This window comes from Microbulbifer variabilis (genome assembly GCF_056232115.1).
This window is the reverse complement of the sequence record NZ_CP174325.1, coordinates 2,273,982-2,287,372: the sequence shown is the minus strand read 5'-3', so window position 1 is coordinate 2,287,372 and position 13,391 is coordinate 2,273,982. Positions and strand designations below refer to the sequence as shown.

General features: G+C 49.2%; 13 protein-coding genes. 8 read left to right on the top strand and 5 right to left on the bottom strand.

What is annotated here, in order from left to right; genetic code table 11:
- Positions 1-80: 80 nt before the first annotated feature.
- From rsxA to ACJJI7_RS09985, 7 genes are all read left to right on the top strand, one after another.
- Positions 81-656: an electron transport complex subunit RsxA gene (rsxA, locus tag ACJJI7_RS10015; protein ID WP_020411915.1), complete on the top strand. Its 576-nt coding sequence runs from the start codon at positions 81-83 to the stop codon at positions 654-656.
- Between the two features lie 9 nt (positions 657-665).
- Positions 666-1,280: an electron transport complex subunit RsxB gene (gene rsxB / locus ACJJI7_RS10010; RefSeq protein ID WP_444902244.1), complete on the top strand. Its 615-nt coding sequence runs from the start codon at positions 666-668 to the stop codon at positions 1,278-1,280.
- Positions 1,277-3,421, top strand: coding sequence for an electron transport complex subunit RsxC (rsxC, locus tag ACJJI7_RS10005; protein ID WP_444902245.1), 2,145 nt, complete (start codon positions 1,277-1,279; stop codon positions 3,419-3,421). The genes rsxB and rsxC overlap by 4 nt, the downstream gene beginning before the upstream one ends.
- Positions 3,421-4,473: an RnfABCDGE type electron transport complex subunit D gene (locus ACJJI7_RS10000; RefSeq protein ID WP_282951656.1), complete on the top strand. Its 1,053-nt coding sequence runs from the start codon at positions 3,421-3,423 to the stop codon at positions 4,471-4,473. The genes rsxC and ACJJI7_RS10000 overlap by 1 nt, the downstream gene beginning before the upstream one ends.
- Entirely contained in the window at positions 4,473-5,177 is a 705-nt protein-coding gene (gene rsxG, locus ACJJI7_RS09995) for an electron transport complex subunit RsxG (RefSeq protein WP_282951657.1), read from the top strand. The genes ACJJI7_RS10000 and rsxG overlap by 1 nt, the downstream gene beginning before the upstream one ends.
- Positions 5,177-5,890, top strand: a complete 714-nt coding sequence (locus ACJJI7_RS09990; RefSeq protein WP_353376979.1) for an electron transport complex subunit E — start codon at positions 5,177-5,179, stop codon at positions 5,888-5,890. Before rsxG ends, ACJJI7_RS09990 begins: the two co-directional genes overlap by 1 nt.
- 351 nt (positions 5,891-6,241) lie before the next feature.
- Entirely contained in the window at positions 6,242-6,949 is a 708-nt protein-coding gene (locus ACJJI7_RS09985; protein ID WP_020411909.1) for a TetR/AcrR family transcriptional regulator, read from the top strand.
- A 77-nt stretch (positions 6,950-7,026) separates the two neighbouring features.
- Here ACJJI7_RS09985 and ACJJI7_RS09980 read toward each other — a convergent pair whose 3' ends face one another.
- Together ACJJI7_RS09980 and ACJJI7_RS09975 are read right to left on the bottom strand one after the other, a co-directional pair.
- The gene (locus ACJJI7_RS09980; protein ID WP_020411908.1) at positions 7,027-8,181 is read right to left on the bottom strand and encodes an SO2930 family diheme c-type cytochrome; all 1,155 of its coding nucleotides are present in this window, start codon (positions 8,179-8,181) and stop codon (positions 7,027-7,029) included.
- Positions 8,174-9,319: a parallel beta-helix domain-containing protein gene (locus ACJJI7_RS09975; RefSeq protein ID WP_475717121.1), complete on the bottom strand. Its 1,146-nt coding sequence runs from the start codon at positions 9,317-9,319 to the stop codon at positions 8,174-8,176. Before ACJJI7_RS09975 ends, ACJJI7_RS09980 begins: the two co-directional genes overlap by 8 nt.
- Before the next feature lie 407 nt (positions 9,320-9,726).
- Here ACJJI7_RS09975 and ACJJI7_RS09970 point away from each other — a divergent pair, with 407 nt between their 5' ends.
- Entirely contained in the window at positions 9,727-10,209 is a 483-nt protein-coding gene (locus ACJJI7_RS09970) for a hypothetical protein (protein WP_282951659.1), read from the top strand.
- A 14-nt stretch (positions 10,210-10,223) separates the two neighbouring features.
- On the opposite strand, the gene ACJJI7_RS09965 is transcribed toward ACJJI7_RS09970, so the two are convergent.
- The 3 genes from ACJJI7_RS09965 to ACJJI7_RS09955 form a co-directional block, all read right to left on the bottom strand.
- A complete protein-coding gene (locus ACJJI7_RS09965; protein ID WP_282951660.1) occupies positions 10,224-11,159 on the bottom strand; it encodes an alpha/beta hydrolase in 936 nt (311 codons plus the stop codon).
- Between the two features lie 185 nt (positions 11,160-11,344).
- The gene (locus tag ACJJI7_RS09960; protein ID WP_282951661.1) at positions 11,345-11,941 is read right to left on the bottom strand and encodes a Yip1 family protein; all 597 of its coding nucleotides are present in this window, start codon (positions 11,939-11,941) and stop codon (positions 11,345-11,347) included.
- A 364-nt stretch (positions 11,942-12,305) separates the two neighbouring features.
- Positions 12,306-13,370: a branched-chain amino acid aminotransferase gene (locus ACJJI7_RS09955; protein ID WP_020411903.1), complete on the bottom strand. Its 1,065-nt coding sequence runs from the start codon at positions 13,368-13,370 to the stop codon at positions 12,306-12,308.
- Positions 13,371-13,391 lie beyond the last annotated feature (21 nt).

The following is a 13,391-nucleotide window of genomic DNA, read 5'->3' as shown; positions in this document are numbered from 1 at the left end:
CAGAACGCACCACTATCAGGGGCATATACACCGCCATAGCGCTCGTGCCATTTCGCCCCAGGGCTTCAACCGGACCTGTTATGACCGAATTCGCAGTTATCCTGCTCAGTACCATCCTGGTCAACAACTATGTGTTGGTACAGTTTCTGGGCCTGTGCCCCTTTATGGGTGTCTCCAACAAGTTGGAGACCGCCGTGGGCATGGCCGGTGCCACAACCTTTGTACTAACCCTGGCGTCAATTTGCTCCTACTTGGTAAATACCTACCTGCTTGAGCCTTTTGGTATCGAGTATTTGCGTACTATTTCCTTTATTCTGGTAATTGCAGTAGTAGTGCAGTTTGCGCGAATGTTTATCGAGAAAACCAGCCCATTAATGTACAAGGTACTAGGGGTTTTCCTACCTCTAATCACCACTAATTGCGCAGTATTAGGAGTGGCCCTGCAAAACACCATGAAGGCCCATACATTTATGCAGTCCACTTTGTACGGCTTCGGAGCTGCTGTGGGCTTCTCCCTGGTTTTGATTCTTTTCTCCTCCATGCGTGAGCGTCTCTTTGCCGCAGATGTACCCCTGCCATTTCGCGGTGCAGCTATCGGTATGGTAACTGCCGGGCTGATGTCCCTGGCATTTATGGGCTTTAGCGGTCTGGTATAGGGTTTTACGATGCTGGACTGGATCTCAGAAATTTCCTCTCCCCTACTGGTACTTGGCGGCATGGCACTGACGTTTGGTGCCCTGCTGGGATTTGCCGCTGTACGCTTTAAAGTTGAAGGCGACCCTCTGGTGGAACAGGTTGATGCGCTACTACCACAGACCCAGTGTGGACAGTGCGGTTACCCCGGCTGTAGACCCTATGCGGAAGCCATCGTGCACGGCGATGCCATCAACAAGTGCCCACCCGGAGGCCAGGCCACCATCAATGAGCTGGCCAACTTACTGGACATGGAACCCATGCCACTGGACGCCGAGCACGGGGTAGAGGAAGTAAAGAAAGTCGCTTTTATTCGCGAGGCAGAATGTATCGGCTGTACCAAATGTATCCAGGCATGCCCGGTGGACGCTATCGCCGGGGCTGCTAAATACATGCATACCATCATCACCGATGAATGCACTGGCTGCGACCTGTGTGTGGAACCCTGCCCAGTGGATTGTATTGATATGGTGCCTGTAGATATGCCTTTACAAGACTGGCACCCCCGGAAACCTGAGGACGGCATCCAGTTAATAGCCTCTGACCGTCGCGGTAATCAGACAGAAACTGGGGGAGGTGCAGTTTGAGCCCCGAGAACGAGACCCAAGCACAGCAAGAAAGAGCCCAACAGCGGAAAGCGGTTACCGAGCGTCGCGCTGCCCGTGAGGCCCAGTTAATTGCCAGCGAAAAAGCGCGGGAGCTGCGCCCCAATGATTTTCACGGTGGCGTACACCCCCCGGAGAATAAGCATCAAAGTACCGGCGAGCCCATTGGCAGTATTCCCTTAGCCGAAGACCTGATAGTGCCCCTTCTACAGCACACAGGTGCTACAGCCCTGCCACTGGTTAATCTTGGTGACGATGTATTAAAGGGGCAAAAAATTGCTGAAGCGGATGGCTTGATCAGCTGTCCAGTGCACGCTCCCAGCTCTGGCAAGGTCGTTGCTATAGAGCCCTGCGCCGTCCCCCATCCATCGGGGCAGGTGGAAGACTGCATTGTTATTCGCACCGATGGTGAGGAGCGCTGGTGCAAGCTTGAGACCTGTGAGGACTTTACCCAGCTCAGTCGAGTGGAGTTGCTGGAGAAAATTCGTGACTGCGGCATCGCGGGAATGGGAGGTGCCGGCTTCCCCACTGCAGTAAAACTGGACCCTCATGGCGGTGCAGAGATTGATACTTTGATTATCAATGGCACCGAGTGCGAACCCTATATCACCGCTGACGATATGCTGATGCGTGAGCGCGCTGGAGAAATTATTGCCGGAGTCGGTATCCTTTCCTACATCCTTGATGAACCCGAACGGGTTCTCATCGGGATTGAGGATAACAAACCTCAAGCGATTGCAGCGATGCGCGAAGCCGCCAAAGGCACTCGTTTCGATATTGTCGTATTTCCTACTAAATACCCCTCCGGCGGTGAAAAGCAACTGATCCAGATTCTCACAGGGCGTGAGGTCCCCAACCAGGGACTGCCGGCCAATGTCGGAATCGTATGCCAGAACGTGGGTACTGCCAGAGCCATATTCCGCGCAGTACACTTCGGAGAGCCATTGATCAGCCGGGTTACCACTGTAGTGGGCAAAGCCCTGGAGCGACAACGCAATATTGAAGTACCCATCGGTACCCCCATTCGTCATATCCTTCAGCATCACGGAATTCACCGCGGATTGATGCAAAAGGTGATTATCGGTGGCCCCATGATGGGGTACACCATTGATGATGAAAGCTCACCAGTTGTAAAAACCACCAATTGTCTGCTGGTACCTACCATTGATGAGCTGCCACCCGCTCCAATAGCCAAAGCTTGTATCCGCTGTGGTTTCTGCGCAGAAGCCTGCCCTGCATCGCTGCTACCACAACAACTCTACTGGTATGCACGCGCTGATGAACGGGAAAAACTACAGGCTTACAATTTGTTTGACTGCATTGAATGCGGGGCCTGCTCCTATGTTTGTCCCAGCACGATTCCTCTGGTCCAGTATTACCGCGCGGCAAAGGGGGCTATACGCCAGACCGAGGCGGAGAAGGAGAAATCCGACCGTGCTCGCGACCGCTTCGAATTCCGTAAACTGCGCCTGGAAAAGGCGGAAAAGGAAAAAGAGGCAAAACGTGAAGCCCGACGCAAGGCAGCCGAACTGGCCCGCCAGCAGCGCGAGCAAAACCCAGAGTCTGAGCAAGCCAAAGCCAGTAAACAGGAGGCCGATGTTGTCGCCGCAGCGCTAGCTAGGGTCCAGTCCCGCCAAGAGGACCCCCAGCAATTATTCGCCCGTGCTCAGCGCACGTTCTCCAGTGCAGAGAGCCGCGTGGAGCGCCTACGCGGCAAACTGGAAACCGCCAATGACAGCCAGCGCGACCAGCTTGCCGCTCAACTCAAAGCCGCTGAATTGAAACTACAGGAAGCTGAACACAAGCTCACCCTGGCCAAGCGACGCGCCGACCGCGACCCCGCGCGAGAACCCAGTAAAGAAGAAACCAATGCCGCTGTACGCGCTATCAACAAAGCCCGTTCCGCCGCAGAGGCGCGGGCCCAGTTAAGTGATGCGGAAAAGCTCACTGCGGATATTGATGCTCTACGCAAGAGGGTATCCAAAGCCGAAGCACGACTGCAAAAGGCCCGGGAAGAAGATGACGCTAATCTAGAGGCTTTTGAGACCGCCTTGGAGAAGCTGCAGAAAAAATTGGAAAACAAGATGCATGAACAGCAATCGGCACAGGGTGGAGATCAATAATGTCACTGATCCGTGCCACCTCTCCCCATGCCCGCTCCGGAGATCAAACAGCCAAAGTGATGCTGCAGGTGGCCGCCGCCACCGCCCCGGGTGTACTGGCGATGGTAATCTACTTTGGCATAGGCGTTCTGATCAATATTGCCTTGTCGATTATCACCGCCATGCTGTGCGAAGCGGCGGTGATGAAATTACGCAATCGCCCCGTGGCCTTTTACTTGCGTGACTATAGTGCCTTTGTCACCGCATTGCTCCTTGGCATCGCCCTTCCTCCCTATTGTGCTTGGTGGCTGCCGGTAGTAGGCAGTGCCGTGGCTGTAGTACTGGCTAAACACCTCTATGGCGGTATGGGCTACAACCCGTTCAACCCTGCAATGGTGGGCTATGTGGTGCTACTCATCAGCTTCCCTGTGGACATGACTCGCTGGGTTGGCGCTGCAGATGTAATCGGCGGTGCCCCCAGTGTTGGGGAAGCCTTCGCCCTCGTCTTCGGCAATTACAACGTGGATGGTTTCACCCGCGCTACACCCTTGGAGATTGTCCGCCTCAATGAATCAGTTCTTTTGTCACAGCTGTATGAATTGGAGCCCATTTTCAACAAGGGCACCTTTGCTGGGGCTGGCTGGGAAACCATTAGTTTTGGTTTCCTGTTCGGAGGACTATTTCTGCTCTTCCGCGGCATTATCACCTGGCATGCGCCGGTCGCGATGCTTGCCACCCTGACTCTTTTATCCCTGTTTTTTTATGACAGTGGCAGTTCACTGTCTGAAGGTTCGCCGCTATTGCACCTATTTTCTGGTGCCACCATGTTTGGGGCCTTCTTTATTATTACCGATCCGGTTAGCGGCTGTACGAGTAATAAGGGGCGCCTGATTTTTGGGGCGGGGGTGGGACTCTTTACCTATATTATCCGCGCATGGGGCAGCTACCCGGATGCAGTGGCTTTCGCAGTGCTCTTGATGAACTTTGCCGCGCCCACTATCGACAATTATTCCCTGCCCCGCACTTATGGCCATAAGCGGCCACGACGCGCCACCGATCTGGAGGAGCACTGATGCTCAAACAGTCCATGGCGACAAACGCCGCTGTCTTAACCCTATTTGCCCTGGTCACTGCCGGAACGCTGGCAGTGACCCAGATCACTACACGTGAACCCATTGAGCGCGCCATACGGGCAGCATCGGCAAAAGCACTGTTGGAAATCATTCCCCTGGATCGCCACAGTAACGACCTACTGGTTGATACCTATCCAATTCCCAAGGTCTTCTGGAACCAGCTCGGCCTCCCCCAGGGTGGTGATATCAACCTCGCGCGGGGGGAGGATGGAAAAATCTCCGCTGTGATTGTGCCAGCGGTGGCACCCGACGGTTATTCAGGCCCTATCCAATTGCTGGTGGGAGTAAACCGCGACGGTACTATTGCCGGGGTGCGGGTTACAGGTCATAGCGAAACCCCCGGCCTCGGCGACAAAGTTGAGCTGAAGAAAAGTGACTGGATACTGCAATTCGATGGTTTGTCATTAAAAAATCCACCCGCTAATGAATGGAAAGTACAGAAAGATGGCGGAGTGTTCGATCAGTTTACCGGGGCCACAATTACCCCGCGCGCGGTCGTGAATGAGGTGCGTCAAGTATTGGAGTTTGTCGCACAGAATCACCAAAAGATTTTTAGTGCACCAATATCAAAGCGTGCGGTGGAAGTTGAGAACCCCGAAGCAGAAAAAACAGATGGGGCCCAACCAGAGATGGAGCAAAACTGATGGCAACCCCCGGTTACGCAGAAATCACCCACAATGGGCTTTGGAAGAATAACCCTGCACTGGTGCAGCTACTGGGGCTTTGCCCCCTGTTGGCAGTGACAGGCACAGTGGTCAACGCTATTGGATTGGGCCTAGCCACAACCGGAGTTCTTACCTGCTCAAACCTGGCGGTATCCCTCGTGCGTCAGCAAATGCCAGATACTGTTCGACTGCCCGCTTCGGTCATGATCATCGCCACCTTCGTTACCTGTGTCGAGCTGCTCATGAAGGCCTTCACTTATGAGTTGTACTTGGTGCTCGGTATTTTTATTCCCTTGATTGTTACCAATTGCGCCATTCTCGGGCGTGCAGATGCCTTCGCGAGTAAAAACCCGGTCCTTCCCTCGCTGGTAGATGGATTTATGATGGGAGTTGGCTTTACCGCAGTATTAATCGTAATTGGCGCCGTACGGGAAATATTGGGCCAGGGCACTCTCTTTTCAGATATGGATCTATTACTCGGCCCCATGGCAAAAGACTGGGGCATCTCGGTTCTGGGTAGTAACTATCCTGGAGTACTTGTGGCGGTACTCCCCCCAGGAGCATTCCTGGTTGCAGGTCTACTAATCGCAGCAAAAAATGCAATAGATTCAGGTATTGAACGTCGTCGCAGCCAACAAGTAAAAATTGTTCCCGGCTCTAAACGTGTTCGCGTTACCGGAAAAATTTCTTAGAAATAAACTTGGAGAAAAAATATCGACGGCAATCTCTTAGTTTAGCGAAAACCATTTGATTGCCAGTGATTATTTAAAGGGCATATTTCATTTATTCTTCTAAATAAAATATTCATATTTGGCGTATTTATTTTCCTTTGATAGATTAATAGACACCTATCTGTCACCAAAAGCCCAAAAATATACACCTTTGCTAAAACACTGGAAATAAAGCCCTTTTTCAGTGCAATACCGGTGTAATCGAATGTAATAGCATTATTGTCTCTTTTTGAATTCGTTTGGCTAGAATGGCACGACCGACCAGCTTGAGAGTGCTATCGGTGCCAACGCAATAAGAACAGGGATACTGCTATGACTGTAGACAATGGAAAGTCTGATTTGGTCTACCACGGCCGCCGCGCTCAGCGCGCCGACAGCCGCCTGCGCCGCAAGGCAATCCTTGAGGCCACCCTGCGACTGATCGTAAAGGAAGGTATTCGCGGTATTCGTCACCGCGCTGTAGCCCGGGAAGCAAGTGTACCCCTGGCTGCCACTACCTACTACTTTAAAGACCTCAATGACCTTATCAGCGACTCATTTACATATTTCGTCGAACAGGGACTAGAGAGTACGCGCCAACTTCAGGAAGAAAGCTTCAGCGCTGCCCGTAACCTTTCAGCACAAGAACGCGCCTCGAACAGTAGCCGCAAATTATTAGTCCAACAGCTAACCCGTTTTGTGCTGACCCATGTCCGAAGCCAAGCTGAGGACAAGGACCGGCGCCTTATAGAACTAGCATTTCGCAATGAAGCACTGCGGAATGAGCAGCTGACACGAGCAGTACGCATGTCAAACCATGCACGGGAATCCCTGATGCAGGAATTCTTCCACCTGCTTGGCCTCACAGACCCCGAAGCTGCAGCTCAGATCGCCCATGGCACAATTCTAAAGCTAGAGTATGAAATACTGAGTGGCACTATTGCCCTCGACTCACCACTACTCGAGCGTACGGTAACCATGATGGTCCACGGGCTGATTCCCGCCGCCACTCCGGTTACTGAAGCCGCAGCATACGGTTAAAATGGGGTTCGGATAAGGTACGGTGCCCTCAGGCACTGTACCCATTATTCTGAACTAGCTCCGTCTTTCAGAAGGGTTTATGTGCAAGTACCCGGCATAGCCGCAACCCACTGGCGCAGCAGCTCCACCCCCTCCTCATGCACCAAACTGCGACCCAGTTCCGGCATCATCGCACCGGGATCAACAGACTCAATTCTGAAATTCAAAATGGAGTGATCCGGTTCACCCGGCACTATGGCAAATAAGCGCTCGCCACTGCCAGTTCCCGCCGCCACTGGTGGCTTGCACAAGCCCAACTTACGCAAGTCTGTCTCACTATGATTTAGCATTAAACCAGAAGTATCGGCCGCGCCAGCAGGGTTATGGCAATGACCACAATTGATATCAAGATAGGCCCTGGCTCGCTCATTCAGCGTTACACTGTTATCCATAAATTTAGCTAAGCTGGGCAGTTCAATAGTCTTGGGAACATCACGAAGATAACCAATCTTTTGCCAGTGCTTCAGCTGATTTTCTGTACCACTGAGGTAGGGGTAATCTCGATTGAGGTGTCTGGCCCTTGGGCCGAGAGGTGAAATTTTCTTGCCGGTGAAATTATCTGCATGGCATCCAGCACACTGATTAGCATCAGGCACCACATAGGTAAATTCTGTAATATCTCCCGTTGCCGTTTTTAGCTTAAGTCGACTGGCATCACCAGCAATTTCAAATACCGCTTCTGTCTGTGATTCATTCCAAATATAGGGAATCGCCTGCCAGCCACTCTCACGCCTCACTAGCAACCGGGTTTCCATCAGACGCACCCGCTGCATATCCAGGGCCTCACCCATACGGCCTTCAGCATAGTCATGCTCGAAATTATCAGTGCGCAGTACTGTCTCGTTTTCGCCCCTTGGATAGTAAAATGTTTTGGTTAAAACTGTGCCAACAGGGTAGTCAAACTGCTCATCGCCATATCGGGCCGAAACACCATCAGGCATCCACACTGTACGCAACTTATGGGCATAATCAGTAAATAGTCCTGTGTTGAGGTCATAGGGCACCACTCCGATATTTGGCGTTAATACACCATCGAGAATATTTACCAGGTTCCAATCACTCAGTCGTTCCGGAATCGCATTTTCAGCAAACACGACCACTTGAGGGCGAGATTTATCACAGCCTGCTATAGTGGACAGCATCATTCCTGGAAGCAGGATAAAGGCACTTGCCCAGGATATCCAACTATTCATTTCTACCCTCTAATACTGCCAGATGATTATCTGTCTTCTGATCCTCTACGGGCTGCTCAAACTCCAGGACAATTTGGGGTAATTTCTCAAGCTGGCATTTATGTGCGGAAATATCGGTAGAGATATTTTGATAGCCATTGAGGAAATCCACATTGAGAATACCAGCTTCTGCATTATCAATGCATAATTTCAAGTGATCCGGCAGGGCTCCATCAACTGTTTTCTCTTGATTGACAACCCCGTCCCAAAGTACATCGGGAATGCTTCCACCCAGTCCAAATCGAGCCAATTTCAAGGCTTTCAATTCCAGGTGGTCCGGTGAAGTGCCCCCACCAGAAAACTGGTTATCATAGATATAAATTCCTTCAGGATATGGGTCGAAATCTTCCTGTGTGGATTTGTCGCTATAATAACCCGCCGTAAAGTAGCTACTCACTACTATATTAGCGGTATCGTTATCTGCTATCTCATTCTCAAATATCTCAACATTATCATTGGAGTTAATTACAATACCTGACCCTGCAGGAACTGCAGCTACTGGCGTACCTTCATGACCAAAATTTGATGTATTGTTTTTAAAAATTTTATTATTGAAAATACGGGTGCTATGCCCAGGCTGAGGAAGGTTTGGCATATTAAAAACCAAGACTCCACCCGTATTGTTAGTTGCCACATTTCCGTATACATCAGCGCCGATCGTGTTTTCAATTTCAATCCCAGCCACATTGAATTCGGCACGATTATTACGCACTATGACATTTCTCGACTGCCCTACGTAAATACCCGCATCGGATGCCCCTATAGCAACTGAACTCTCCACCAGGGTATTTTTAGTTTGAACAGGATATATGCCGTAAGCTCCATTCTCAGTGGCTGGCCCATTTGTCCACTCAACACGTATATTGCGAATCACTATGTTCTCGCCTTCATTTACTTTTAAGGCATCACCGATTGTGTCTTCAATGGCAAGATTTTCGATAGTGAAATTACTTGCATTCACCAGTAATCCCTCAGCCCCCTGAATCTGCCCTTTAAACGAGAGAATAGATTTATCCATACCCGCACCGCGTATCGTGACGCCATCCACATTCAAGGATAAGCTGCGGTTAATTTGAAACTCTCCTTCGGGAATTAACACCACATCCCCCGGTTTTGCGGATATCAGCTGCCTGAGTAGTTGCTTCTGAAAATCATGGCTAGCTTTTACGCCGGGAGCGTCATTTTGTACCCGCTTGTCTTTGTCACCAGGCGAGCAAGCTGTGGAAGCCATTAGTGCCAAAACCACTCCCACACAGATTGATGTTTTCATGATACGTCCTTTATTTGAATTATTATCGGTAGCAATTAGTGGCAATCTATAAAAATAGGCACGAATGTACCAATTAGGTTGCGCAAAAAACCCTCTTACATAGCTTTACCGATACTATCCAACCAGTGCCTCTGCATCAAGACACTATTATTAATGAACGGAAAAACAATACCGACTCGGCATTAGCAAATTATCCGTCACTGACACTTTAAAATTGGCCCAGGAAAGCTAAAGCGATGAAAATCTTAAAGCCAGCCTTGATTTCCATCAGCTTATTGGCGGAGAGCACTCTCGCCGAGCAGTCACTTAAAGTAGTGATCATGACACCTGATGGAGAAACATTTCAAACAAAACAAATATTGGAAAATCGACTCACAGAAAGCACTCCCGTAATATCTATAAGGGCAATAATGAGAGAGTATCAAGCGATACGGTGCAACGGCCCATGGGGTGCAATTAAGTACAAGGTGATGCTATCAAGCGGTCCAGGCATAGAGATTTTCAAGAAGAATGATCGAGTATACCTACAGTTTATCGAGTATTCAGTAATCAATAAAGATTTGACAGTAGCAAGTATGGGCATTCATTGTATTGATACCGAGCCAAAACAGATATTTAACACTATTGGAGAAATTGATCTTATGAGGAACATAGAAAAGCAAGAGGAACTGGAGCTAAGCAACGGCTACATTTTAAAATATCATTACACTCCAAAATAAAACAATACAAGTAATTAACCATTTAGAAACTTACCAGCCTGAAAATAAGTTTCTTGACATTCATCTCTTACTAAGTCCTCCATGTTTAAGAAGCCATGTATCATATCTGGAAAGTGGAAATTTTCTGAACGAACCCCAGTATTTTTTATAGACTTATAATAAAGCACCCCCTCATCTCGCAAGGGGCAAAACCCTGCCGTTATAACTAGAGTATCCGGCAATCCTCCGGAGAAATCCATATGTAATGGAGATGCTGACTTTCTACATTGGCCATCCTTAAAGTACTGCTCAGAAAACCAGATGCATTTATCGCGTTCGACATAATAGCCCACACCATTTTCCTTATATGACGCACACCTAGCTGTATAATCAACACAGGGATAGACCAGAACTTGTTTGGAAATAGTAATACCTAGATCATATTGGGCGAGATGCGAAACTGATGCAGACAGGGCTCCACCTGCTGAGTCTCCAGCAACAGATAAACTTTTTTGATAATTGACTTTTCTTTTATCCAAAACCGTCCATATCCCACGAGCGACAGCACACGAATCGACCACTGCAGCGGGATATGGATTTTCGGGAGCCAGCCGATACTCTGGTGCCACCAAAATATGCTGCGTCGCGAGGGAAAACTTCCGGCATATCGGATCGTAGTTTTCTACACTTCCCACAACATGACCACCACCATGAAAATATAAAAGTACAGGCAACTTCTTCTCTGGTGCAGGATTATATACCCTGACAGGCACGTTATAGCCAGTGGAATAGACTACTTCATCAAATATGCAGTCCACTTCTGGAATATCAGAAATGTAACTCCTGATCATTTTTCCAGACATCTCACGAGAATTAATTACACTAAACTTGAACCCCTGAGCTGCTTGCGCAGCCATACTCTCGTTGAGTTGATCCAGAAAAGGGATCAGTTTCGCATTTACCTTTCGCAACAGGCTGTCCTCTCAGGTAAATCACAAAGCAGTCATCAACATTATAAGTAGCCTCCATACATAAAGGCTTCCTGATTAACTGGTAGAAAATAATTAAGAATCCATAGATATAATTACTTTGTCTACTAAAAGCAGCCAGCTTAGAATTAACAAGTAAACTGGCTATTTGAAGAATAATTGTGATATCAGTGGAAAACTGGCTCGGAGACATAGCTCCAGAAAAGTACAGTTCCCACCATAATCAACACAGCCATTACCAGAGAGACAGTAATAATGGCACTGGCAAAAAGAAACCCGCGCTCTTCCGAGACACCCATAACAATGGGAATTCCCAAATATAACAAATAAACGGCATAGGCAACTGCAACGGTAGCCAAAAGAATATCTAACCATAGCAAAGGGTATATACCGGCGACACCGACTAAAAAGATTGGTGTTGCAGTAAATCCAGCGATAACAACGCCCTTCAATGGGTGTGTTTCAGCTCCATAGGTCTTGGCCATCCAATGAATGAAGTAACCAATCGCAACAACAGTCAATACCATAGTGCAGTAAAAAACCGCAACCAACTCCAGTGCACTCTGACCTGTAATTCTGACCGGTTCACCGCCACCAATACTCCAACCCACCTGAGTGGTGCCAAAATACCACGCCGCTGCTGGAAGCAACGCCAAAACAATCACGTAGGGCAACTGACTGCGTAATTTCTTTTCAGGGAGGCTACTGATCAGTTCCCACTGCCTGCGGGGCTGTATCATAAGGCCGAACATATGGATCAACATTCCGTTTTCCTCACGCTCTGTAAGGAACTCTAAGTGCGACCTATTTGCTCAATTTGATCTTGAAACTGCTGGTCAAAATGAGGTGTACCACTAAAAGGCCATCCTCGAAGCTCCAGTTCATTTCTTCTTCTATCGACTTACTTTTAGGAGCTTAAGTCGTTCAAGTCAACAATAAGGAAGGAATTGGCGGAAATGCTTACATGAGCGTTTCTAGGAGAAACATTTAACCCACCGAAAATGATACAAAACAACCCGGGAGGATAATTATCTGTATAAATAAAAGAGAGACAAATAAGTGGATATAGCCATATCAGAGGTAGCTGGCGAATTAACTCAGCCAGCTACCTGGAGGGACATTCCAGCCTCAGAAACTGACCGCCTGAATAGCGCACATCCAACCAAAACGATCCTCCTCTCGCCCTTCCTGAATATCAAGGAGCGCCTGACGCAGGTGCTGGGCCACAGGACCAGGTGCCTGAGGAAGTTTGTAGGTACCACTTTCATCACCTATCACGCTTATAGGGCTGATAATCGCAGCGGTGCCACAGGCAAATGTTTCAGAGCAGACGCCCGAGGCGACCTGCCCTAGTAATTCATCAATATGAATTGCACCCTCAATTACTTTGTATCCGAGGTCCCTAGCCAATTCAATCAGACTAAAACGGGTAATCCCCTCTAGAATGGAGCCATTAAGCGCCGGAGTGTGAAGCTCGCCGTCGATTACCGCGAAGAAATTCATACCAGACAACTCATCCACACTACTGCGGTCGTCTGGGTTAAGCCATAGTGACTGGTCAAAGCCACGCTCTTTTAAGCGACCAATACTAAGCAAGGAGCCTGCGTAGTTACCACCGACCTTTGCATCCCCAGTGCCCCCTACTGCAGCTCTGGCGTCTTCTCGCTCTACCCAAAGTCGCATATTACCGGAGTGGTAAGCCTCTGAAGGGCTAGCGATCACATAAAACTCATAGGAGGTGCTCGCAGATACCGTTAGGTCTGCCTGGGTACCCATCAGAAAGGGACGCAAGTAGAGGGATTCTCCACTGTTACCAGGTACTAAATTTGCGCAGTAAGCAGCGACAGTGCGCACACCATCCATGAACAGAGACTCAGGCACTGGAGGCATACATAGGCGCTTGGCTGAATAAGACATGCGCTCTGCATTTTTTTCAGGGCGGAAAAGGGCAATACCCTGCGACGTACGGTAAGCTTTCATCCCCTCAAAGCACGACTGAGCGTAATGCAATACCTTAGCTGCCGGGTCAACAGATAGTGGTGCGTAGGGGACCAACTCACCACTGCTCCAGCAACCATCCTGACAGACAGCACGAAACATTACTGGCGCCATTACTGCCCCAAAACCCAGCCTCTCAGGCATTTCATATCCACGCAGGCTCGGGGCTACGTCAGGGTCGATATAGATGCTCACCAGCTCTCTCCTCTCATTCCA

Excerpts from the sequence above, each read along its gene's own strand:
- ACJJI7_RS09970 (WP_282951659.1), top strand. The coding sequence starts at position 9,727 with ATGAAAATCTTAAAGCCAGCCTTGATTTCCATCAGCTTATTGGCGGAG.
- ACJJI7_RS10000 (WP_282951656.1), top strand. The coding sequence starts at position 3,421 with ATGTCACTGATCCGTGCCACCTCTCCCCATGCCCGCTCCGGAGATCAA.
- ACJJI7_RS09960 (WP_282951661.1), bottom strand. The coding sequence starts at position 11,941 with ATGTTGATCCATATGTTCGGCCTTATGATACAGCCCCGCAGGCAGTGG.
- rsxB (WP_444902244.1), top strand. The coding sequence starts at position 666 with ATGCTGGACTGGATCTCAGAAATTTCCTCTCCCCTACTGGTACTTGGC.
- ACJJI7_RS09990 (WP_353376979.1), top strand. The coding sequence starts at position 5,177 with ATGGCAACCCCCGGTTACGCAGAAATCACCCACAATGGGCTTTGGAAG.
- rsxG (WP_282951657.1), top strand. The coding sequence starts at position 4,473 with ATGCTCAAACAGTCCATGGCGACAAACGCCGCTGTCTTAACCCTATTT.
- rsxA (WP_020411915.1), top strand. The coding sequence starts at position 81 with ATGACCGAATTCGCAGTTATCCTGCTCAGTACCATCCTGGTCAACAAC.
- ACJJI7_RS09985 (WP_020411909.1), top strand. The coding sequence starts at position 6,242 with ATGACTGTAGACAATGGAAAGTCTGATTTGGTCTACCACGGCCGCCGC.
- ACJJI7_RS09980 (WP_020411908.1), bottom strand. The coding sequence starts at position 8,181 with ATGAATAGTTGGATATCCTGGGCAAGTGCCTTTATCCTGCTTCCAGGA.